At 34.3% G+C, this 23,028-nt stretch carries 29 protein-coding genes, 1 other RNA gene and 1 other annotated feature; of the genes, 28 read left to right on the top strand and 2 right to left on the bottom strand.

Features of this window, described 5'->3' with window-relative positions; genetic code table 11:
• Positions 1-52: 52 nt before the first annotated feature.
• From NQ499_RS09390 to NQ499_RS09340, 11 genes are all read left to right on the top strand, one after another.
• Complete coding sequence (locus tag NQ499_RS09390) at positions 53-397, top strand: hypothetical protein (RefSeq protein WP_006505451.1); 345 nt, start codon at positions 53-55, stop codon at positions 395-397.
• Between the two features lie 6 nt (positions 398-403).
• Complete coding sequence (locus tag NQ499_RS09385; protein ID WP_006505452.1) at positions 404-784, top strand: hypothetical protein; 381 nt, start codon at positions 404-406, stop codon at positions 782-784.
• A gap of 66 nt (positions 785-850) precedes the next feature.
• The gene (locus tag NQ499_RS09380; protein WP_040389818.1) at positions 851-1,276 is read left to right on the top strand and encodes a PTS sugar transporter subunit IIB; all 426 of its coding nucleotides are present in this window, start codon (positions 851-853) and stop codon (positions 1,274-1,276) included.
• Positions 1,263-2,546 (top strand): ABC transporter permease family protein, encoded by a 1,284-nt coding sequence (locus NQ499_RS09375; RefSeq protein ID WP_006505454.1) that lies wholly within the window; start codon positions 1,263-1,265, stop codon positions 2,544-2,546. Before NQ499_RS09380 ends, NQ499_RS09375 begins: the two co-directional genes overlap by 14 nt.
• The gene (locus NQ499_RS09370; RefSeq protein ID WP_006505455.1) at positions 2,543-3,313 is read left to right on the top strand and encodes an ABC transporter ATP-binding protein; all 771 of its coding nucleotides are present in this window, start codon (positions 2,543-2,545) and stop codon (positions 3,311-3,313) included. The genes NQ499_RS09375 and NQ499_RS09370 overlap by 4 nt, the downstream gene beginning before the upstream one ends.
• Positions 3,314-3,317: 4 nt before the next feature.
• A complete protein-coding gene (locus NQ499_RS09365) occupies positions 3,318-4,163 on the top strand; it encodes a patatin-like phospholipase family protein (protein WP_006505456.1) in 846 nt (281 codons plus the stop codon).
• A 56-nt stretch (positions 4,164-4,219) separates the two neighbouring features.
• Complete coding sequence (locus tag NQ499_RS09360) at positions 4,220-4,921, top strand: gamma-glutamyl-gamma-aminobutyrate hydrolase family protein (RefSeq protein WP_006505457.1); 702 nt, start codon at positions 4,220-4,222, stop codon at positions 4,919-4,921.
• On the top strand, positions 4,909-5,577 hold the full coding sequence (locus NQ499_RS09355; protein WP_006505458.1) for a M48 family metallopeptidase: 669 nt from the start codon (positions 4,909-4,911) through the stop codon (positions 5,575-5,577). Before NQ499_RS09360 ends, NQ499_RS09355 begins: the two co-directional genes overlap by 13 nt.
• Entirely contained in the window at positions 5,574-6,302 is a 729-nt protein-coding gene (locus NQ499_RS09350; RefSeq protein ID WP_006505459.1) for a TrmH family RNA methyltransferase, read from the top strand. Before NQ499_RS09355 ends, NQ499_RS09350 begins: the two co-directional genes overlap by 4 nt.
• Positions 6,299-6,568: an acylphosphatase gene (locus NQ499_RS09345; RefSeq protein WP_006505460.1), complete on the top strand. Its 270-nt coding sequence runs from the start codon at positions 6,299-6,301 to the stop codon at positions 6,566-6,568. Before NQ499_RS09350 ends, NQ499_RS09345 begins: the two co-directional genes overlap by 4 nt.
• On the top strand, positions 6,555-6,914 hold the full coding sequence (locus NQ499_RS09340) for a diacylglycerol kinase family protein (RefSeq protein ID WP_006505461.1): 360 nt from the start codon (positions 6,555-6,557) through the stop codon (positions 6,912-6,914). The genes NQ499_RS09345 and NQ499_RS09340 overlap by 14 nt, the downstream gene beginning before the upstream one ends.
• 10 nt (positions 6,915-6,924) lie before the next feature.
• On the opposite strand, the gene NQ499_RS09335 is transcribed toward NQ499_RS09340, so the two are convergent.
• Positions 6,925-8,088: an aminotransferase class I/II-fold pyridoxal phosphate-dependent enzyme gene (locus NQ499_RS09335; RefSeq protein ID WP_040389819.1), complete on the bottom strand. Its 1,164-nt coding sequence runs from the start codon at positions 8,086-8,088 to the stop codon at positions 6,925-6,927.
• A 350-nt stretch (positions 8,089-8,438) separates the two neighbouring features.
• Here NQ499_RS09335 and NQ499_RS09330 point away from each other — a divergent pair, with 350 nt between their 5' ends.
• The 5 genes from NQ499_RS09330 (at position 8,439) to NQ499_RS09310 (ending at position 13,528) form a co-directional block, all read left to right on the top strand.
• Entirely contained in the window at positions 8,439-8,648 is a 210-nt protein-coding gene (locus tag NQ499_RS09330; RefSeq protein ID WP_155812625.1) for a hypothetical protein, read from the top strand.
• 1 nt (position 8,649) lies between these two features.
• Positions 8,650-8,970 (top strand): hypothetical protein, encoded by a 321-nt coding sequence (locus tag NQ499_RS09325; RefSeq protein ID WP_006505464.1) that lies wholly within the window; start codon positions 8,650-8,652, stop codon positions 8,968-8,970.
• Positions 8,971-9,065: 95 nt separating this feature from the next.
• Positions 9,066-9,269 (top strand) — a binding site (T-box leader).
• 35 nt (positions 9,270-9,304) lie between these two features.
• On the top strand, positions 9,305-10,339 hold the full coding sequence (pheS, locus tag NQ499_RS09320) for a phenylalanine--tRNA ligase subunit alpha (protein ID WP_040389820.1): 1,035 nt from the start codon (positions 9,305-9,307) through the stop codon (positions 10,337-10,339).
• Positions 10,340-10,342: 3 nt separating this feature from the next.
• Positions 10,343-12,730, top strand: a complete 2,388-nt coding sequence (gene pheT, locus NQ499_RS09315; protein ID WP_006505466.1) for a phenylalanine--tRNA ligase subunit beta — start codon at positions 10,343-10,345, stop codon at positions 12,728-12,730.
• A gap of 30 nt (positions 12,731-12,760) precedes the next feature.
• Positions 12,761-13,528: a Cof-type HAD-IIB family hydrolase gene (locus NQ499_RS09310; protein ID WP_006505467.1), complete on the top strand. Its 768-nt coding sequence runs from the start codon at positions 12,761-12,763 to the stop codon at positions 13,526-13,528.
• Here NQ499_RS09310 and NQ499_RS09305 read toward each other — a convergent pair.
• Positions 13,491-14,633, bottom strand: coding sequence for a nucleotidyltransferase (locus NQ499_RS09305; protein ID WP_006505468.1), 1,143 nt, complete (start codon positions 14,631-14,633; stop codon positions 13,491-13,493). The two genes, NQ499_RS09310 and NQ499_RS09305, sit on opposite strands and share 38 nt — an antisense overlap.
• Before the next feature lie 83 nt (positions 14,634-14,716).
• Here NQ499_RS09305 and NQ499_RS09300 point away from each other — a divergent pair, with 83 nt between their 5' ends.
• From NQ499_RS09300 to NQ499_RS09245, 12 genes are all read left to right on the top strand, one after another.
• The gene (locus NQ499_RS09300) at positions 14,717-14,971 is read left to right on the top strand and encodes a hypothetical protein (protein WP_006505469.1); all 255 of its coding nucleotides are present in this window, start codon (positions 14,717-14,719) and stop codon (positions 14,969-14,971) included.
• Positions 14,972-15,003: 32 nt separating this feature from the next.
• Positions 15,004-15,723 (top strand): DUF554 domain-containing protein, encoded by a 720-nt coding sequence (locus NQ499_RS09295; protein WP_006505470.1) that lies wholly within the window; start codon positions 15,004-15,006, stop codon positions 15,721-15,723.
• Between the two features lie 59 nt (positions 15,724-15,782).
• On the top strand, positions 15,783-16,121 hold the full coding sequence (locus tag NQ499_RS09290; RefSeq protein ID WP_006505471.1) for a DivIVA domain-containing protein: 339 nt from the start codon (positions 15,783-15,785) through the stop codon (positions 16,119-16,121).
• 12 nt (positions 16,122-16,133) lie between these two features.
• Positions 16,134-16,438: RNase P RNA component class B (rnpB, locus tag NQ499_RS09285), an RNA gene on the top strand.
• Between the two features lie 121 nt (positions 16,439-16,559).
• Complete coding sequence (locus tag NQ499_RS09280) at positions 16,560-17,477, top strand: helix-turn-helix domain-containing protein (protein ID WP_040389821.1); 918 nt, start codon at positions 16,560-16,562, stop codon at positions 17,475-17,477.
• A 1-nt stretch (position 17,478) separates the two neighbouring features.
• The gene (pgsA, locus tag NQ499_RS09275; protein ID WP_040389822.1) at positions 17,479-18,069 is read left to right on the top strand and encodes a CDP-diacylglycerol--glycerol-3-phosphate 3-phosphatidyltransferase; all 591 of its coding nucleotides are present in this window, start codon (positions 17,479-17,481) and stop codon (positions 18,067-18,069) included.
• A gap of 1 nt (position 18,070) precedes the next feature.
• Positions 18,071-18,526, top strand: coding sequence for a CinA family protein (locus NQ499_RS09270; RefSeq protein WP_006505474.1), 456 nt, complete (start codon positions 18,071-18,073; stop codon positions 18,524-18,526).
• 38 nt (positions 18,527-18,564) lie between these two features.
• Positions 18,565-19,599: a recombinase RecA gene (gene recA / locus NQ499_RS09265; protein WP_006505475.1), complete on the top strand. Its 1,035-nt coding sequence runs from the start codon at positions 18,565-18,567 to the stop codon at positions 19,597-19,599.
• Between the two features lie 54 nt (positions 19,600-19,653).
• Positions 19,654-20,196 (top strand): TetR/AcrR family transcriptional regulator C-terminal domain-containing protein, encoded by a 543-nt coding sequence (locus NQ499_RS09260; RefSeq protein WP_006505476.1) that lies wholly within the window; start codon positions 19,654-19,656, stop codon positions 20,194-20,196.
• 116 nt (positions 20,197-20,312) lie between these two features.
• The gene (gene rny / locus NQ499_RS09255; protein WP_006505477.1) at positions 20,313-21,860 is read left to right on the top strand and encodes a ribonuclease Y; all 1,548 of its coding nucleotides are present in this window, start codon (positions 20,313-20,315) and stop codon (positions 21,858-21,860) included.
• A 45-nt stretch (positions 21,861-21,905) separates the two neighbouring features.
• A complete protein-coding gene (locus NQ499_RS09250) occupies positions 21,906-22,688 on the top strand; it encodes a TIGR00282 family metallophosphoesterase (protein ID WP_006505478.1) in 783 nt (260 codons plus the stop codon).
• 78 nt (positions 22,689-22,766) lie between these two features.
• Positions 22,767-23,012 (top strand): hypothetical protein, encoded by a 246-nt coding sequence (locus NQ499_RS09245; protein ID WP_006505479.1) that lies wholly within the window; start codon positions 22,767-22,769, stop codon positions 23,010-23,012.
• The last annotated feature ends 16 nt before the right edge of the window (positions 23,013-23,028 follow it).

The following is a 23,028-nucleotide window of genomic DNA, read 5'->3' as shown; positions in this document are numbered from 1 at the left end:
ATATATATAACAGAAATGGTTGAGAGTATATTATGTATAAGAGGATTAAAAAATGAGTGAATATTCTGATTTTAAACATGACTTTAGGACGGATTATGAAACCGGAGATCAATCAAGAGGTATGTTCCATCTTGATGACTTAGGACCTTCTTTTAAAGGTGACCCGATGTTTGCTTTGCGAGTATCTTTAGCTTTAGCAACTATCGAAGCAGAATTATATCCTACACTCAATGATGGTGTGAACTATATGTTCTATCACACTTATGAGAACGTAGATAGGATTATCGTAGGTGTACATGTTGAAACACAAGAAGAACTGGATGAAATGAAGCGAGACAGGGATTTTGTACTTAATTCAGGTAAACTAGATTATGAAGATGCATTTAGGGATGAGTAGGTAATTATGGAAGAACTAGAATATTATAGAGAAGTAAGAAATGATGTCTATCAGGAAATGGATTCACAGAAAGATACGCCTCATCCTATGTTTTATGGGAGTTCATATGTATTTTCAGACGAAATGCTAGGAGAAAATAGAGAACTGGAATATTTCATGTGCTTGTGCTATGTTGCTTGTGGACTCTATGAACTAGAACACTATCATGGTATTGAGCCAATCATTGAAATGTATATGACTTATTATATTTATCAATATGAAAATTATGGTAAATATAAGGATATGCTCTATGACTATGAGCTTTTAGAAAAAGACATCGAAAAGATCAAATCTATGAGAAAACTGAAGTTTGAACGATTAAAGTGCTACGAAGAATCAACCGACTGATGTCGGTTTTTTTCATGTTTAGAAAATTAATAGTGTGCTATGAAATGATTTTATATAATATATACCATGAATCTATTAAAAATATTAATCTGCTGTGGGGGTGGCTTCTCATCAAGCTATGTCACTACACGTATGCAGAAACAAATTAAAGAAAATCATTTAGAGAATCAAGTACAAGTTGATTTCTCACCCTTTAGCTTGATGCACGAAGTCATTGATCAATATGATGTAGTGATGTGCTGTCCACACCTGCTTATGGAAATTAAGTTGCATTTCAAGGATACAGGTGTACCTTTATATGTTCTTCCTCCTAGAATGTATGGCTTGATGAAACTTACTGAAATTGTAGATGATGCGAAAGGAGTAATAGACATCTATAAACAAACAAAACAGAATCCAGTTTATTTTCCTGGAGAAGAAAATATCTTAAGAGTGACACGTATTAACTCTTATCGCCATACTCATGGAGGTAAAGATCATGGGGACATTTAAATTTGCCTGTAAGATGTTGAAACGTGAAAAGAGACAAGCTATATCCTATGGTGTTACTGTTCTTTTTACTGTCTTTGTATCATTTATCTTCTTTAATATTATTAATAATGATACGTTAATAGATCAAACAGCAGCTGCAAGTGGTGGATCTTTTTCACAGGTCAGTGTTCCATTATCAAGTATTATCGCATTTGTTGTTATAATATTTTGTGGATTAATGATGGTTTATGCCAACTCATTCTTTTGTACACATAAGACAAAAGAATTTGCGATTCTTGCGATGAGTGGCAGCAGTTTTTTTGATTCAACGCTCTATTTATTTTATCAGGAAATCATTATCTCTTTAATTGCTTTACCTATAGGTTATTTGATTGGTATGGCAGGGGCAGTAGGAGTGAATTCAATCATGTATCACTCTATGCATATTCATAAGTCTATCTTCATGATTCCTATGCGTGCCTATGCAGATACACTTATGACTATTGCGATTCTTTTCTTTGTAACTATTCTAGGAGATTCAGGCTTTGTTTACCGCCATGATATCCAGACACTCTTACATGAATCTCATGAAAAGGTTGTGGATAAGAAATTACCTTCTTATCTTCCGCCATTCATTTATATATTTGCGATTATTTTATTAGTTACGACTCCTTATAGTCCAACTGGATTTGTATTCCCTTGTTTTGTGGGTGGAATAGGGGCGGCTTATGTATTATCGCAGTCAATCCCAGAAATACTTAGAAAAATCAAGAGTCAACGTTTAGGACATACTTTAGACCTGGTTTCTTTAAGTCATTTATCTACTTCTTTGACTAATTCAGGTGCTCTTATCCTTGTTTATGTTGTCACAAATGTTTGTATGAGTGCTATGATCATTGCTCAGAAAAATTCACCAAGAGAATATATGACCGCTATTATTGCTTACATTGTGATGACAATCTTATTATCTATCACAATTATGTATAAATATGCTGCAGAAACTATGAAAAGAGTGAAAGCCTTTAGTAATCTTTATAAGATAGGCTGTACAAGAAAGAAGATTGCTTCTTATATTAAGAAGGAAGTTATTCTCTTCTATGCATTACTTGTTTTAATACCTATTGTTTATCTTGCAATTGTCATGGTTCAGGTTTATATGCATACACCGGATACTTTAGGTCTTATTGTTATGTTGTTTGGTGTGGATATCATTCCACAGATGGTTCTTGCAGTGATGACTTATTATATTTATAAGAAGAATGTTTATACAGAAATCGGAGACGTACTATGAGTGAAATACTAGTTGCGAAAAATATAACTAAAATATATGGCATTGGTACAAGCCATACCTTTGAAGCGTTACATGGGGTCTCTATGACTATGAATGAAGGAGAATTCATCTGTGTCATGGGACCAAGTGGTGCAGGTAAATCAACTTTTATTAATAATCTATCTACAATAGATATTCCTACAAAAGGGAAGGTTTATATCAATGATACTGAAGTAAGAAGTATGGGTGAAAATGAAATAGGTAAGTTTCGTTATGAGAACCTTGGATTCATTTTCCAGGAATTCAACTTATTAGATTCTCTCACTATTCTTGAAAATATCGCAGTTCCTCTTTCTCTTGCGAATTTGCCACAGGAAGAAATAGAAGCAAGAGTTAAAGAAACAGCGTCACGTTTATCTATTGATTCATTACTTCATAAGTATCCTAATGAATGTTCAGGAGGACAAAGACAGCGTGCAGCCATCTGTCGTGCCCTTGTCACTCATCCTAAACTTATTGTAGCGGATGAACCAACAGGTAACTTAGATTCTCATACATCACATGAAATATTAGAAATATTCAAAGAACTCAATGATCAAGATGGTGTTTCTATACTTATGGTGACTCATGATCCAATGATTGCCAGTTATTCACAGAAACTGCTTTACATTAAAGATGGTGTCATTGCAAAGCAAGTCGTGAAGGGGGATTTGACACAGAAGGAGTATTTCCATAAAATAGTAGATGTTAACTCAGCAGAGTCAATGTCTTTATTTGAGGAGGAATAAGTATATGAGTGGAATTGTTTTAGAAGGTGGTACATTTAGACCAATCTTTTCATGTGGTATTATGGATTGTTTGAATGATCATGATATTATGTTTGATTATTGTATAGGTGTAAGTGCAGGGATCACTGATGGTGTTTCTTATGTATCAAAACAGCCTAGAAGAAATCTTGAGATACTAAAAACGTATCGTCATGATCCTCGTTATATTGGTCTTAGAAACTATAAGACGGATCATTCTTTATTTGGTTTAAAGTTTGCTTATGAAACAATGTCTAATGAACTTAATCCTTTTGATTATGATACATTTTATAAGTCTCATACAAAAGTACTTGTAGGTGTCACAAATGCGAATACAGGAAAAGCAGAATATATAGAGGGTCATAAAATAGATCGTCATTGTACAGTATTAAAGGCAACATGTGCTATTCCTATTGTATTTCCTGCAATCAAAATAGGTGAGAATGAATATTTTGATGGTGGTATTGCAGATTCTATTCCTGTAAAGAAAGCAATAGAAGATGGTAATAAGAAACTTCTGATTATTCTTACTAGACCAAAGGGCTATAAGAAGACACTCAATTTTTCAACTAAATTTGCAGCACAGGTTGTGTCTCGTAAATACCCACTTCTTAAAGATGCCCTGCTTTCACGTCATATCAACTATAATGAAACATTAGACTATATTGACAAGCTAGAAAAAGAAGGCAAGGCACTTGTATTCAGACCAACAGAAGAAGTCATAATTGATTCTATGGAAAAGGATTTAGATAAGATTCAAAGAATCTATGATTATGGTTATGCACTTGCTTTAGAACATCTAGAAGAAATTAAGGCAATATGTCATGAATAGAGTCTCTTGAAAGAGGCTCTTTTACTATTTATAATAGTTTCTGGAGGTTGATTTATATGAAACCTATTATCGGAATATTACCTTTATTTGATGAGAAAAAAGATAGTTATTGGATGCTTCCAGGATATTTGAAAGGTATTATGAATGCAGGAGGTATTCCTGTGATGTTACCTTTTATTGAAAATATAGAAGATATTAAACAATTATCAGAGAACTTTGATGGTTTTCTTTTTACTGGCGGACCAGATATAGATCCTGCTTATTATCATGAAGAAAAGAAGGAAAATTGTGGAGATTTAACACCTTATAGAGACACATTAGAAAGTCAATTATTTAAAGAAGTATATGCTTTAAATAAACCAATATTAGGAATATGTAGAGGGCATCAGTTACTTAATGTATTATGTGGTGGAACATTATATCAGGACTTACCATCAGAATATAAAAGTACTATAACTCACAGAATGAAACCACCTTATGACAATAAGCAGCATACAGTTACTCTTGTAGAGGATACACCATTAAAGAGTCTATTTAATAAAACTATTCTGCCAGTCAATAGCTGTCACCATCAAGCAATCAAAGAACTAGGAAATGATTTACAACCTATGGCCATAAGTGAAGATGGTTTAGTCGAATCATGTTATGCACCTAATAAGAAGTTTGTATGGGGTGTACAATGGCATCCTGAGTTTATGTGTACAGAGAAAGAAAGTCAGAAAATATTTGAAGAGTTTATAAGAAAATGCAGAGAGTAAAATGGAATATTGAATTAAAAGGACATATATACCCCTGTATTGTTTCATTTAAGAAGATGAAAACAATCAGAGTGAAGATCAGAGATAATTATTTAGAAGTCAGTGCACCTGTTGGTACGAGTGAGAAGTATATTCGTGATTTAATCTATGAAAATGAAGAGGATTTATATGCACGATTATCTTCCTATGTTCCTTATTTTGATCTAAGAGAGGATGGGTATGTCTATATCTTTGGTAAGAAATATCAAATAGTTGTCAGAGATATTAAGAAGAAACAATGTGCAATTCATGGAGATAGTATCTACGTGTATACTTCGTATATAGAAAATGCGTTAAGTATATATCTTTCTCAGATACTCTATGAATATTTAAAAAAGAGAACATCAGAATATCTTCCTTTATTTAATCGACCTATGCCACGTATACAAATTAAACAATATAAAGGAAGATGGGGCAGCTGTTATGATCAATTGAACTTTGTGACATTTAATTTCTCTTTAGTCTATTTAGATAAAGAGTTGATTGATTATGTAATTGTGCATGAGTTATGTCATTTTATTGAACCAAATCATTCTCCTCGATTCTATGCAGAAGTCAAAAAGAGAATGCCTGATTATAAGAAACGTATGAAAATATTGGAGGAAAAGCATGTATGATTCAATCAGTGAATAATAAAACAATTAAAGACCTTGTAAAATTAAAGAACAAGAAAACAAGAGATGAAAAAGGACTTTTTCTAGTGGATGGATTCCACATGGTAGAAGAAGCAAAAAAAGCAGGACTATGTGACTTGGTTATTAGTACAGATGAATCATTAGAAGGACAGGATAAAGTACTTGTTGTGTCTGATTCTGTCATGGAAAAGCTCTCTTATACTAAAACACCACAGCCTATTATGGCTGTATGCCATAAGAAGGATAATATTTTAAAACATTATGATCGTGTCTTGATTTTAGATGGTGTACAGGATCCAGGAAACTTAGGAACTATCCTTCGTTCAGCACTTGCCTTTGGCTTTAAACAGATTGTCATGAGTCCTGATTGTGTAGACTTATACAATGATAAGGCATTGCGTTCTACTCAGGGGGCTGTTTTTCATTTAGATATTGTCCGTGATGATTTGCATCATGTTATTCCAGAACTACAGAAGTTAGGGGTACGTGTCATTGCGACAAGCTTACATAATGCGTCTTCTATTGATGATATTAAATCAACAGATAAGATGGCATTTGTTATGGGGAATGAAGGGAATGGTGTGAGAGATGAAACAATTGCGATGTCTGATGCCTCTCTTTATATTCCTATTGATACAATGGAATCACTTAATGTTGGTGTAGCGGCAGGTATTGTGATGTATACATTTAAGGAGGTCTCATTATGATTAGACAGCATATCTATTTTTCAGGAAGAGTACAAGCTGTTGGATTTCGTTTTAGAGCACAGATGAATGCGACTCAGTTAGGACTTACTGGCTGGGTTAGAAATCTCTTTGATGGACGTGTAGAAGCAGAAGTACAGGGAGAAATAGAACAGATCAATCGTTTTATCAATAAAATGAAAAATGAACAATGGATAGATATCACAGATATAGAAGTGGAAGATATCCCTGTAGAAAAAGGAGAGAGAAGATTTGATGTCACATACTAGACAATCTCTTTTAAAATCTTTTCAGCATGCCTTTGAAGGCATTATCCATACAATAAAGAAGGAACGTAATATCAAAATACATCTTTCTTTTATGTGTGCAGTTATCTTATGTGGTTTCTATTTCCATATTACGAAGATTGAATGGATGATCTGTCTTATTCTATTTGCGCTTGTTTTGTCATTAGAACTTGTCAATACAGCAATTGAAGCCGTGGTGGACTTAGCCTCACCAGATATTCATCCTCTTGCAAAGCTCTCTAAAGACGCTGCAGCAGGTGCTGTTTTAATCAGTGCAATCATTTCAGCTATTATTGGCTTGATGATTTTTATTCCTTATATTATTTAAAAAAAGCGGGCTATTTAAATAGTCCGCTTTTATCCATCATGTCTAATGCATGTTCTATTGTATCATCGCTTTGTACAAGAGCCATACGTACATAACCTTCACCTTGAGTGCCAAATGCATTACCTGGTACCACAAGAACACCTGTTTTATCAAATAGTTCCTTTACAAAAGTTTCAGAATCTTTAAACTTATCAGGAATCTTTGCCCATACAAACATAGTACCCTTAGGCATATCGATATCCCAGCCAATAGACTTACAGCCATTGACTAATAAGTCTCTTCTATGTTTATAAGCATTTCTTGTTTTTTCTACACATGATTGATCCTGTGTTAATGCTTTAATCGCACCTTTTTGAACTGGTAAGAACATACCATAATCTAGATTAGATTTTAATGATTTCAGTTTTCCAATGATTTCTTTATTACCAAGTGCAAAACCAATACGTGCACCTGCTAAACCATATGTCTTACTTAATGAGTTGAATTCAATACCCACATCCTTAGCACCTTCAAACTCTAAGAAGCTGTGTCCGGGTCCTTCAAACAATAATTCACTATAGGCATTATCATGAAGAACCATGATGTTGTGTTTCTTTGCGAAGACAATGAGTTTCTTATAGAATTCATCATTCGCAACACCACATGTTGGGTTATTTGGATAAGACACAATCATATACTTTGCATCCTGTGCAGTCTTTTCATCAATCATGTCAAAATCAATTAAATAATCATTTTCCTTTAATAAAGGCATAGTAACAACTTTAGCTCCAGCAAGTAGTGGTCCATCTCTAAAGATTGGATAACATGGATCCTGGACAAGTACAATATCACCTTCATCTACTAAAGTTAAAGCAAGATGTGCTAAGCCATCCTGAGATCCAAGTAATGATGTCATTTCAGTTTTGGGATCAATAGTGACACCGTATCTTCTTTTATACCATTCTTTTACAGTGTTTTGAAGATCAACGGCATCCTTAATCGCATAAAGATAGTTTTCTGGCTTCATTGCCTCATTTGCGATTGTTTCCATGACTTCCTGAGTTGGAGGAATATTAGGTGCTCCAATACTCAAATCAATGACTTCTAGTCCTTGTTTTTTTCTTTCACTACGCATATTTGCGAGTGTAGTGAAGATGCTTTCTCCGAAGAGATCCATTCTTTTTGAAAATTTCATTTTTATATACGCCCTTTCTTCAAGTATCATAATACAAATATGAAACAAATGAAAGGGGGTTTCAATTTATAAAAAATCTACATGAAATGTATGTGTAATTACTATTTTCCTTGCTTTCGGCTTGTCCGATAGATTAGATTTCAGAAATGGATTTTGTAATCAATAGTTCTTATTGAAAATTAATGTATATGATGATATAAAAAATGGTGAAATAAAAGAAAGAAAAAATTTTATGAAAAATATGATTGTTGTAGGTGGTTTGTGTTTATCGACTGCTTGCAGCTCTGCTTTTTACATTGTTTCCAATGACAGTATATGCTATAAATACAATAGAATATGAAACTGAATATATGGAACCGATAGAAGAAAGTGATTATATTGTAAATCAAAATTCACGTAATATTTTTACAAAAATCGCAAAAAAAGCTATAAATAATAAGGCAAGATTAGTTGATTTTGCTGAAAAGGTGGCTGGTAAAACTGTAGCAAAAAATATAAATAAATTTTTTACACCTATAACAAAAGCATTAAAACCGTTATTAGAAGGGACATTATTTTAATATGAGAGAAGACGATTATAAATTATCAATGGAAAAATTATATCAACAAAATAGATTATTGATTTCGGCTTTACATGAAATATATGGAGAAGAAATTCAGTCAACAAGTTTATTTTGTTTAGAACATGATATTTCTTTTCTGACAAGGAACAAAATTATGTTGGTTTTAAATAAGTATTCAATGCAGCATACAATGTCTGAAGAATTATTTTGGAAAGAAAAGATATATTCAGAAGTAAAAGATTTTCCAAATTTGGATGATTGTGAATTTAAAAAAATGCTTTTGTTGTTTTGGAAAGATTATGTAATTACAGATGAATAACTATTAGAGATGCATATAAAATGCAAAAAAAGGACGGATTGTTCGATAGATTAGATTTCATCTTGTCTTTTTCCGAATAATTAGGTATAATACTTGAGAACACGAAGAAAAGGACTAGTATGTAATATACTTATATTGAGAGAGGAAGAGACAGGTGAAAATCTTCTTATAAGATATTATTGAATTCACCTTGGAGTGCGGCTAATCCCCGCCGTAACACTGACGTTATAAGTGATAAAGTGCATATAGTGTATACTATATGAATTTAGGATGGTACCGCGATTTAAGTCGTTCCTATTGGAACGGCTTTTTTATTTTTTTAAGGAGGAAAGTTATGGATGAATTATTAAAAATCCAGGAAGAAGCACTTGCTAAAATTTCTGCATGTGCTGATGCGAAAGAATTAAATGACTTACGTGTATTCTATCTTGGTAAAAAAGGACCTATTCAGGCTGCTATGAAATCAATGAAGACTATGGCTCCTGAAGAAAGAAAAACATTTGGACAGGTTTCAAATAAGACTAAACAGGAAATTGGACAGGCTATTGAAGAAAAGAAAGCTTATTTAGAAGAAAAAGCTTTAAATGAACGTTTACTTGCAGAAGATATTGATATCTCTTTACCAGGTAATCGCTTACCAGTAGGATCTGTACATCCTTTAACACGTGTTAAGGAAGACTTAGAAGAATTATTCCTAGGTATGGGATATAAGGTAGCTGAAGGACCTGAAGTAGAATCAGATCATTTCAACTTCGAATTAATGAACTTACCTAAAGGACACCCTGCAAGAGATATGCAGGATACATTCTATATTGATGAAAATACATTAATGAGAACACATACTTCTCCTGTACAGGCACATGTTATGTTAGAAGCAAAGGGTAAAGGTCCTATCAAGGTTATCTGCCCTGGTAAAACATACCGTCGTGATGATGATGATGCCACTCATTCACATCAGTTCATGCAGTGTGAAGGACTCGTCATCGATAAGAATATCACTATGGGTGATTTAAAGGGTACATTAGATGTTTTCGCTAAGAAGATGTTTGGTGAAAAGCGTGAAATTCGTTTAAGACCTTCTTATTTCCCATTCACAGAACCAAGTGTAGAAGTAGATATCTCTTGTGCCAACTGTGGCGGTAAGGGCTGTGCTATGTGTAAAGGTACTGGATGGATTGAAGTATTAGGTGCTGGTATGGTTAACCCTCATGTCTTAGAAATGTGTGGATTTGATCCTAAGGAATACCAGGGATTTGCATTTGGTATCGGACTAGAAAGAGTTGCTATGTTGAAATATGATATTGATAATATCCGTGATTTCTACAATAATGACTTAAGATTCTTAGAACAGTTCGAAAGAAAGGAGTAGTATATGTTAGCTAGTTTACATTTATTAAATAGATATGTGAAAGTAGATGATCAAGATCCTGCAGAACTTGCAGAAAAGATCACTCGTATTGGATTAGAAGTAGAAGGACAAGGACCTCTTGCAAAAGGAACTAAGCTTGTTGTTGGTTATGTAAAGGAATGTATTGAACATCCTAATTCTGACCATCTTCATATCTGTCAGGTAGAAACTGCCCCTGGTGAAGTAAGACAAATTGTATGTGGTGCACCTAATGTGGCTGCTGGTGAAAAGGTTATTGTGGCATTACCAGGATGTGAACTTGAAGGTGGTAAGATTTCTTCAGGTGCTATTAGAGGCGAAAAGTCTGATGGTATGATCTGTTCTATTGCAGAACTTGGATTAGATAGCCGTTTATTAAAAGAAGAAGATAAAGCTGGTATTCATGTATTACCAGAAGATGCACCAGTAGGGACAGAAGCACTAACTTATCTTGGTTTAGATGATTATATTCTTGATATTGGTTTAACGCCAAATAGAGCTGATTGTATGGCTATGCAGTCTTTAGCTTATGAAGCAGCTGCTGTATTAGGTAGAAAAGTTACTTTACCAGAAATCAAGAAATATCCTGAAGAAAAGAGTGAAATTGAAGTTCATGTAGAAACTCCTTTATGCTCATTCTTTGGTGCTAAATTAGTGAAGGGTGTAACAACTAAAGAATCACCTAAATGGATGCAGAATGCACTTCTTGCATCAGGTATCAAGCCTATTAATAATATTGTAGATATCTCAAACTTCGTCATGGTTGAAACAGGTCAGCCTATTCATATGTATGACTATGATAAGCTTGTAAAGAAGGCTTTCGTCATAAAGACTGGATTCAATCAGAAGGCTGTTCTTCTTGATGAAAATGAATATGAAATCTTACCTGAAGATGTTATTGTATCAACTGATGATGGCATTGGCTGTGTTGCTGGTGTTATGGGTGGTAATGACACTAAGATTGATGAGAATACTAAAAATATCGTTATCGAAGCAGCAACTTTTGATGGTGCTGCATTAAGAAATACAGCAAGACGTATGAACTTATTAACAGATGCATCACAGCATTATATCAAGGGTGCTATTGATACAATGAGTTCATTAAAGGTATTAGATCGCTGCACTGATTTATTAGTACAGTTTGCGGATGCTGAAACTATTTATGAAACAGTACATACACCTCTTGATGAAACAAGAAAAACTGTCACTATCGAATTATCAAGAGTAAACGGCTTACTTGGTACTTCATTAACTGTAAAAGAAGTATCTGATATCTTCGATAGCTTATGCTTTGAATATACATTAGAAGATGAATTATTTACTGTAACTGTTCCTACATATCGTAATGATATTACTATGGATGCAGATTTAGTGGAAGAAGTCGCACGTATCTATGGATATGATAATCTTCCAACTACTTTACCAGTTATGAATATGACAGATGGTGTCTTAACACCAAAACAGTCTAAAGAACAGTTAATTAGACATACACTTGTAGACCTTGGTTTACATGAAACATTAACTTATACATTAACAAGTGAAGCAACTGTCAATGAATTCAACTTATTCCATTCTTTAGACAATACAGTTAAGTTAATGAGTCCTTTAGGTGAAGAAAGAAGCGCTGCAAGAAAATCGCTTATTGGTTCTCTTTTACAGACAATTCATTACAACAATGCACATTCAAATAAGGATGTTAACATCTTTGAAATTGCGAATACATATTCTGACAAGGAAGTATCTAACTTAGCAATTGCAGTAAGTGGAGACTATGTCAATGTTCCTTGGATGGGTAAGAAGGAAGCCGTTGATTTCTATCTTGTGAAAGGTTTCGTAGAAACATTATTCAAGAAATTATGTATTGAAGAATCACGTTATACTTTTGAAAAGGTAGAAGCAGACAATAAGGATTTCCACCCAGGTAGAAGTGGTTATATCAAGATGGGTAAGGAAATTGTAGGTGTTATCGGACAGGTACATCCTGCAAAGGCAAAGGCTTATGAAGTTAATGATACATATGTGGCAGAATTGAACTTAACAGCTATTCTTGCATTACGTACTCGTGCATTAAAGTTCAAGGCTATTCCTCTATATCCAGCAGTATCTCGTGATATCGCTTTAGTTGTTGATTCTAAAGTACCTGCTGCAGATGTAGTTAAGACAATCAAACGTGCAAGCAAACAGCTTGTAAAGAGTGCAGAAGTATTCGATGTTTATGAAGGTGAACATATGGAAGAAGGTAAGAAGTCATTGGCTATCTCACTATTATTCCAGGATCCATCTCGTACATTGGATGACGCAACAATCAACTCAGCTATGGAAAAAATTCTTGAAGCCTGCAAGAAGGACCATAACGCCGTGTTAAGAGGTTAAGATCAGTGCTTGCACTGATCTTTTTTACTTATGAAACTGATTTTTTCGGATTTAGATGGGACACTCCTTCATAGTGATAATACGCTTTCTGATATGACATTACAGGCTATAAAGAAGGTGTATGAACATGATGATTTGTTTATTCCTATCTCTTCAAGACTTCCTGAAAGTATTCAATCATTTGTCCCTTATAAAGCACCTCTGGTGGCTCATAATGGCGCACTGATTATTTTAGGGGATGAAATCATCTCTTATACAATACCAACGGATATTGTCTATGATATATGTTCTTATTGTGATGATTTAGATTGGAATATTTATGATGGTAATAACTGGTATTCTACAAATCAATATTTTAAAGATCATGCGATAGAAGAGTCTTATATTGGTAAAATATCGATTAAGATTGGATTAGAAGACATAAAAAAAATACAGACCATTCATAAAATAGTCTGTATTGGATCTATTGATCATGTCACTTCTTATTTAAAGGAAACATATCCTTCTTTACATATAACACGTAGTGCTTCTTATTATCTAGAAATCACCAATAAAGAAGCCACTAAAGCCAATGCGATACAAACGGTGGCCCATCATTATCAAATACCATTAGAGAATACAATCGCCTTTGGTGATTATTATAATGATGAAGATATGTTAGATATTGCAGGGGTAAGTTATGTAGTAGACAATGCCCCTGATGACTTAAAAGAAAAAGCGGATCATGTTACTTTAAGTAATAATGATGATGGTGTTGCCTTTATTTTAAATCAATTTTACGATAAGGAATCGCTTTAATTGTTTCTTTAAAAAAGCCTGGATTCACTAAATCAAGAAGCTGTGCTCCTCTTTTTTCAATATCTAAAGCAGGATGCTTATGTTTTGTGATATTAGTGATGATTTTATATTCAGTATTCTTTTTAGCTGTCTTGATGTAACGCTGTCCACTCGCAGATAAGCCAAGAATATGAATATAATCAATATCCATGGCTTTTTTCATTTCTTCTTTTGTGTTATGAAGAAGAATATGAATAAGCATTCTTTGTATTCTGCTTCTTGTATAGCGTTTACTTGTTAAACTGTTAATTAACTCTTCTAGACTATAAGTTTCTTGATTCACTTTATACAAGCGGTCATCCAAACCTTCTTCTATCATATGAAGCCCTTCAAGAGGAGTAAAGGTAATTAAATACTTTAAATAAGGGTAGAACTCTTCGAGAGTAAAGAAATGAGAGTCTTTATATGTATTGTAGCCAGGTAATTGATGTGATACATCAATTCCTTGCTTGAGTGCAATGCGTAGAGATGTGGCGCTAGAAATTCTTTCAATATTTTTTGCATGATAATCATTGGTACGCTTAATGCAGTGCATGGAAATAGGATACTGATTATGAACCACCTCTTTGACATAACTTAGTCCTAATAAATCATTAGGTGTTCTCACTTCCTTATTTAAAATAAACTGCAATGCTTGATTACAAGCATCAGGATAGCGTAATCCATCCTTCATGCCTTCTTTTACTTTCATATTATAAGCATCAGGGTCTTGTTCAATGCCTTCAGCTATTTCTATGAATGTCTCAATATTGCCATCCTCACTGCCAAATACAAGATCAGTCACTCCCATTTCGTGGAGTAATGTCACTGCACCTTTTGCAAAATAATCGGCACTCTGACAGGCATAAACAAGTGGAAGTTCTATAACGATATCTATGCCTTCTTCTATTGCGATTGCAGCTCTTTTTTGATAGCTGATTATGGCAGGCTCACCTCTTTGTACAAAAGAACTGCTCATGACGCATATAGTTAAATCAGGCTTAATTAATTTTTTAGCTTCTTGAAGATGTAAACGATGGCCTAAATGATAGGGGTTATATTCTGTAATAATACCTAGTATTCTCATGGAATCACCTCAAAAAGTATTTTATCATAATGGACTGATAATACAAATAATGATATACTTTTTGTATTAGGAGGATTATTAATATGGCTTTAGAATTTAGATATGATACACAATTATTAATTGATGGTCATGACTTAGATGAAGATGAAATCAATGATTACATCACTGAACATTTTAAAGGAGACTGCCTTCTTGCAGTAGGCGATGAAGACTTAATTAAGATTCATTTCCATACAAATGAACCATGGCAGTTATTAGAATATTGTTCTACATTAGGTGAAATCTATGACATCGTTGTAGAAGATATGGATCGTCAGTCTAGAGGTCTTAAAGGATAACTTTCATCTTTGATGAAAGTTTTTTTATAACTATGTTTGGATTAGGTACGATTATTAACTGCAGTGCTATTATTATAGCGGGTATTGCAGGTATGGTATTTGGAAATCATTTAAAGGAGTCCATGCAGGATACTTTGATGAAGGCAGATGGCGTCGCTGTTATTTTCATAGGTATTGCAGGAGCATTAAGTAAAATGCTTGTAATAAAGGGTGGCACTATCGATACAACAGGTACTATGATGATGATTATTTCATTGTCTCTTGGTGCGATTGTAGGAGAAATGCTGGATTTAGATGGCAAGATGATTCACTTTGGTGAATGGCTTAAAATAAAAACTGGAAATGCGAAAGATAAGAAGTTTGTAGATGGCTTTGTGACAGCATCTTTAACAGTCTGTATTGGTGCGATGGCAGTTGTAGGTTCTATTGAAGATGGAATTCATGCCGATCATTCTATTCTTTTCGCAAAAGCAATACTCGATTCTGTGATTATTCTTGTCATGAGTGCAACTCTAGGTAAGGGATGCTTATTCTCTTTTGTACCAGTAGGCTTATTTCAGGGAACAATCACTCTTTTAGCAAGTCTGATCAGTCCTTTTATTACTGCATCAGCTATGAGTGCTCTCTCATATATAGGTTCAATACTTATATTTTGTGTAGGTGTTAATCTTGTATTTAATACAAAAATACGTGTTGCAAACCTTTTACCGGCTTTGATTGTGGCGTGTATATGCACTGTTTTTCCATTGTAAGAAACTTTTACTTGCAATTATTCTTGTTTTTTGTAGAATATTTATGAGGAGTGAAGACGATGGAAAACAAGATTCGATTAAGCCCGAAGAGAATCCTTAATAAAGAATTTTCTATTGAATCAAAAGGCTATAGCGCAAATGAGGTAGATAGTTATCTTGATATTGTGAAAGAAGATTATCTGAATTTCCAATCTATGCTGAATGATTCTTATGATGAAATTGAAAGTCTTCAAAAAGAGAATAGTGCTTTAAGAAGAAAACTCAATGAATTATTAAGAGAAAGACAGGAACAGAGAGATAATGTACGCGTCATGGAAGAGAACTTGAATAACAATGTCGATGTCCTCAGACGTATTTCTCAATTAGAAAGAGAAGTCTATCATAAAAATAAAGACTAATATGTGTCTGCGAGAACTGATCGCTGGAAACAGAGGAAAGTCCGTGCTGCCACTATCTGAGATGATAGTAGTGATCGTGCTGAGGCTAATAACCTCAGGCAGAAATGACAACGGTGAACGCCTAAGTCGTAAGATATGGAACTAGCCATAAAGTGCCACAGAAACGAATACTGTTAGAAATGACAGGGTGAAAAGGGGTAAACTTCGCGAGGCAGAAACCCAAATTTTGGTAGGGGAGTCTAGCAAAAGGAATTGAACGGATGCTAGGTAGAGTAATCTAAGATAAATGATGAGTTGAAAAACAGAACACGGCTTATAAGAGCAGGCTCATAGATGGTTTCCATTTGGGAACCGTCTTTTTTTGTCTGTCTATAATAGTTGTAAAATGCCACTATTTGTGGTTAAATAGACTTGATATAAATGCAAGGAGGCTTTGAAATGAATATTAGTGAAATAATAAAGAAAACGAGAGAGGAGAAAGGATTAACTGTAGAAGAGTTATCTTCTCAGACAATGCTTTCAGTTGCGATTATTAAAGATTTAGAAAATGGTGACTTTGATCATTATCAAGGTGAAGAAGCTTATGTGAAAATGTATTTAAGAAAGATTTGCCGCGCTCTTGATATAGATGAAAAAGAAGTACAGAACGAATATTTAAATCTTACTCAGAAAATTGAGTTAGAAGAACTACAGGAAGCAGAACAGCAGAATGAGGAAGTAAAGAAGAGACAGTCTGCAGATGAGGAAAAAGCTAAAGCTTTCCGTTTTGCAAAGCCACCGTTTACAAATTCAAATAAAGGTGTTATGGGTAATAAAAGTCATTTAAATGTCATAAGAGTGATTATTATTGTATTATTAGTGGCAATGATTTTCTTAGTGGCTTTCTTTGCAATCAGTAAAACAAAGTCAAATGTTGATGCACCATCATTTACATCCGACCAGCAGACAGCAGCAGGTGAAGTAACTAAGAAACCATCAAAGAAGAAAGACAAGACAACTCCAAAGAAGGATGAAACACCAGCTGTTACTTATACTAGAAATAGTGATTTAAATTATAATTTTAAATTAAAGGATTCTAATGCAGAAACATTCAAGTTAAAGGTTGAATATTCTAAGAAATGCTGGGGAAGCCTTTATGTAAACCGTGCTAAATATACTGAATTTGAAGGTAAGGTATATAATGAAGGTGATAGTGTTGAAGTGACACTCAATACTGCAGAATTCAATACATTAAGACTTGTAAGTGGTGAGCAGTCTGGTGTAAAGGTTTATGTTGATGATGTTGAAGTGCCATTAACAGACGAAGAAAAGGCTGAATCTGGATTGAAATATACTTATTTGACATTGGAGAAGTAAGATGAATTTACCAAATAGATTAACAGTAACACGTTTGTGTCTTGTACCAGTATTTATAATTTTATATTTATGTCCCTATTATACAGATATCAGTGTGCCTCAGATTCATTTCCTATTTACTGATATTTCTGTTATTCAGCTACTTGCCTTTGTTGTATTCTTAGGTGCTTCTATTACTGACTTTTTAGATGGCTACCTTGCAAGAAAAAATCATCTTATCACTACATTTGGAAAGTTTGTTGATCCAATTGCAGATAAGATGCTTGTTAACTCTGCATTAATCTTACTTGCCTGGAATAATAAGATGTCAGTTCTAGCACTTCTTGTTATGATTTTAAGAGATACTTTTGTGGATGGTGTTCGTCTTGTAGCCTCTGGCTCTAATAGAGTACTTGCTGCAAGTATTTATGGAAAATTGAAGACAGTGACTCAGATGGTAGGTATTTGTCTTCTTCTATTAAATAACCCAATCTTTGCATTATGGGATATTCCATTTGCAAACTATGTTATTAATGTTGCCGCATGTGTTTCATTATTATCAGGTGTTGATTATTTCTGGAAGAACAGAGATTTAATCATGGAGAGTATGTAAAATGGAAGAAATAGTAAGACTATTGATAGAAAAGAATGTTTCTATTTCAAGTGTTGAAAGTTTTACAGTAGGAAATTTTGCAGCAGCTCTTGGATCCGTTCCAGGAGTTTCTGCTGTTTATAAGGGAAGTCTTGTCAGTTATCAGAACATTATCAAGCATAAGGTGTTAGGCATCCCTCAGGAAGTCATTGACACTTATGGTGTTGTATCTAATGAAGTGGCAGGGCTTATGTGCATTAATGGACAGAAAATGTTCGATACAGATCTTTGTATTTCTTTTACAGGCAATGCAGGTCCAGATGCCATGGAAGGCAAGAAAGTAGGTCTCATTTATATTGGTATTGCCTATAAGAGTGATGTTCATACTTATGAATATGAACTGTCAGGAAGTCGCAAGCAGATTGTGGAACAGGCTATTGCGATTGGAAAAATGAAGATTTCTGAAATTTTGAAGTAATTTACAAATAATAATCGTATGAATATGTATGGAGGTATATGTTTATGGCGAAAGAAAAAAAGTCAGCGGTAAAAGATACTGATGCAGCATTGGATGATGCTATCAGTCAAATTGAAAAGAAATTTGGTAAAGGGTCAGTTATGCGTCTTGGAGACCGTACAGCAGTGGATGTGGATGTTATTCCTTCAGGCTCTTTAACTCTTGATAAAGCATTAGGTATTGGCGGTTACCCTAAAGGACGTATTATTGAAATCTATGGTCCTGAATCAAGTGGTAAAACAACTCTTACATTGCATGCGATTGCCCAGGCGCAAAAACAGGGTGGTAAAGCTGCATTTATTGATGCAGAGCATGCCATTGACCCTGTCTATGCAAAGAATTTAGGTGTTGATATTGATGAATTGATTCTTTCACAGCCGGATAGTGGTGAGCAGGCATTAGAAATTGCTGAAATGCTGGTGCGTTCTGGCGTGATTGATTTGATCGTTATTGACTCAGTTGCTGCTTTAGTTCCTCAGGTTGAATTAGATGGTGAAATGGGTGATGCGGCAGTTGGTTTACAGGCGCGTTTAATGAGTAAGGCCTTAAGAAAACTTTCAGGTGTTATGAATAAAACGAACTGCACAGTCATCTTTATTAACCAGTTACGTGAAAAGATTGGGGTTATGTATGGTAATCCAGAAACAACAACTGGTGGCCGTGCCTTGAAGTTCTATTCTTCTGTACGTGTAGAAATTAGAAGAAGTGAACAGATCAAACAGAATGGTGAAATTGTTGGTAATAAAGCCAATATCAAGGTTGTTAAGAACAAAGTAGCACCTCCATTTAAGACAACTCAGGTTGATATTATCTATGGTAAAGGTATTTCACGTGATGGTGAAATTCTTGATTTAGCAGTTGAAGGTGATATTGTGGAAAAATCAGGTGCCTGGTACGCTTATAATGGTGAAAAAATTGGACAGGGAAGAGAAAATGCGAAGAATTTCCTTCTTGAACATCCTGCCATCTTTGCAGAAGTAGAAGAAAAAGTTAAAGCACAGCTTTTTGGAACTGAAGAAGAAGCTGCTGCGTAAATAGTCTCATTTTCAGGCGGATGATTCCGCCTTTTATTGAAGTATGGTGTAAATATGAAGAAAACAGAACAACTTATTACAAAAACATTCTTGGAACTCGTTGAGGAAAAACCTCTTGATAAGATTACTATCCAGGATATTGCAGATCAATGTGGTATTAATAGAAACACTTTCTATTATCACTTTGCCGATATCTATTCCTTGATTGAAACAATCTTTAAAGATCATTTAGCAACTATTGAACAAATGTTTGAAGATGGTGCATCCTGGAGTGAATGTTCAGAGAAAGCCTTGAAATTTCTGGTAGAAAATCGTCGTGCTATTAGACATATTGCTTTCTCAATGAGTCGCAATCAGTTGGATCATTATCTATTTGTTGTTTTCAAAAAAATATTTACAGAATACTTATTAGATAACTTTATTGTGGATATATCTGATGAAAAGTTTGATGATCTTATTTTATTTTATACTTATGCAATCATGGGATGCATAGATCATAATTTTATTGAAAACAACAATGATATTGAATTAGAGGAACTTTTAGATAAGTTCAACACAACTTTATTGATGACAAATCCCCTTAAAACAAGTAAGTAGTCTTAATGGAAGACTGCTTTTTTCGTGTTTGTATGATTGAAAAGTTTATATAAATACCTTATAATGTAACTAGTGCTTTTTAGCACTTTTATACATAGGACACGGAGGACTTATATATGAGCTTAATTAAAGTCTTGACCTATGTTCTTGTATTTCTTTTAGGTATAGGATGTTATTGTCTATATATCCGTTTAAAAATTTCTAAAGCAAATACAGATGCCAAAACAATTGTTGAAGAAGCTAATACAAAAGCAGACAATCTAATTAAAGAAGCAACGCTTGATGCAAAAACAAAAGCTTATGAATATAAGCTTGAAGCTGAAAAAGAAGCAAAGCAGCAGCGCTTAGAATTGACTAAGTTTGAAAATAAGCTATTACAACGTGAACAGAACATCGACCGTAGAGATATTTCTTTACAGGGGAAGGAAGATGCTCTTGAAGCAAGAAGCCAACAATTAAATAAGAAAAAGGCGGAACTAGAGGTCAAGGAAGAAAAACTACAGCATCAGATTGATGAAAAAGTAGCCGAACTTGAAAAAATTGCAGCAATGTCTGCACAGGAAGCAAAAGCTGAACTCTTCAAGCAGGTAGAACAGCGTATGGAGACTGAAGTCACTGCTTATATCAAAGAACAGGAAGATGAAGCAAAAACAAAGGCTTCACTATTCGCAAAAGATATTATTGCGAATGCCCTTAATCGTTATTCTCAGGAAGAAGTCATTGAACGCACAGTCAGTGTAGTTGCTCTTCCAAGTGAAGAAATGAAAGGTCGTATTATTGGCCGTGAAGGTCGTAATATTAAAGCAATTGAAAATGCAACTGGTGTAGATTTGATTATTGATGATACTCCAGAAGTGATTACATTATCATGTTTTGATCCAATTCGTCGTGAAGTGGCACGTTTATCACTTGAAACATTAATTCATGATGGACGTATTCAGCCAGGACGTATTGAGGAAGTTGTCGCTAAGACTAAAAAAGATCTTGATGATACTATTTTAAAGGCAGGGCAGGATGCTGTCTTTGAATTAGGATTATCTAGAATGAATAAAGAACTTGTTATGATGATTGGTAAGTTGAAATATCGTACAAGTTATGGACAGAATGCTTTACAGCATTCATTAGAAGTGGCTCATTTTGCCGGTATTATGGCCGCTGAACTTGGATTAAATCAGCAGCTTGCTAAACGTGCTGGTTTATTGCATGACTTAGGAAAAGCAGTTGACCATGAAATGGAAGGAAGTCACGTTGAATTAGGTGCAAAATTCGCTAAGAAATTTGGTGAAAATGCGACTGTAATCAATGCGATTGAATCACATCATGGAGATGTTCCAGCAACATCAATTATTGCAGTACTGATCTCTGCAGCAGATACGTTATCAGCTGCTAGACCTGGTAGTAGAAGTGAAAAAATTGAAAATTATATCCAGAGACTTGAAAAACTTGAAGAATTACCTAAACAGTTTGACGGTGTGGATAAGGTATTTGCCATCCAGGCAGGTCGTGAAATCAGAGTAATCGTTAATCCAGAAAAGATTGATGACTTAAAAGCACATAAACTTGCAAGAGATGTCAAAGAAAAGATTGAAACCGAACTCACTTACCCAGGACATATTAAAGTAACTGTGATCCGTGAGATTCGTGCTAATGAAATAGCTAAGTAGATAGGATCATCCCTATCTACTTTTTAGTTAAGGATGTGAATAAAAATGAATATATTATTTATTGGTGATATTTTTGGTAAGACAGGACGTAAAATGATTGAAACGTACCTACCAAAAATTGTAGAGAAGTATAGTGTAGAATGTGTTATTGCGAATGGTGAGAATACAAGTCATGGCAAGGGATTACTACAGAAACACTATGATGAATTACTATCTCATGGCATTTCTTTGATTACAATGGGAAATCATACTTATTCTAAGAAAGAAATCTTTGAATATATAGATGAAGCAGACAAGCTGGTTGTCCCATTAAATAAGCCTAAGGCTATGCCTGGAGTAGGATCTAGAGTCATTGAAGTAAAAGGAAGGAAAATCAGGGTAACTAACTTACTTGGTCTTACATTTATGGATGGTAAACCACAGAATCCTTTTGAGGCAATTGAACCTGTTTTAGAAGATGATGACAGTGATATCCATATCATTGACTTTCATGGTGAAGCGACAAGTGAAAAGATTGCTTTTGGTTATTATGTCGATGGACGTGTCAGTGCAGTGCTTGGTACACATACCCATGTTCCTACAGGAGATGAAAAGATTCTTCCAAACGGAACAGCTTTTCAGTGTGATGTTGGCATGACAGGGCCGTATGAAAGTGTTATTGGCTGTGAAAAAGAAGCAATCATTGAACGTAGTGTAAAAGGTATCATGACACCTTTTAGAGTGGCTGAAGATGAAGGACAGCTATGTGCGACATTGCTTCATTTTGATGGTAACAAGTGTAAAAATATCGAAAGAATAAGAATTGACCCTCAGGTAAAGTTTAAGTAAAAATAAAAGAAAGCGTCTTCACTTTTTGTAAAGAATACAGTATAATGTTTCTAGTTATTGAAGGAGGACATAATTTTTATGGCTAAATGTAAAATTTTAATGCAGACTGCACAGGTGCAGAAGTTAATTACTTTTTTTGATGGATATAAGGATGACAAAGTAGAATTAAAGTATGTAAGCAAAGCTGGTATTAAGGCTACTTTTGAATGTGAAACAGAATTATCACCAGAAGATGCTGCTGCACATTGTAAGTCTTTATTCAAGAAGACTCCAGAAGGAAGTTATATGTACTTCTCAATCCAGCCTGACGGTTTCTTTGGATAAGATACATTTTGAGGCA

The sequence above is a fragment of the Catenibacterium mitsuokai genome (assembly GCF_025148785.1).
Taxonomy (GTDB): Bacteria; Bacillota_I; Bacilli_A; order Erysipelotrichales; family Coprobacillaceae; genus Catenibacterium; species Catenibacterium mitsuoka.
The sequence above is the reverse complement of the archived record's forward strand: the minus strand, read 5'-3'. Positions and strand labels throughout refer to the sequence as shown.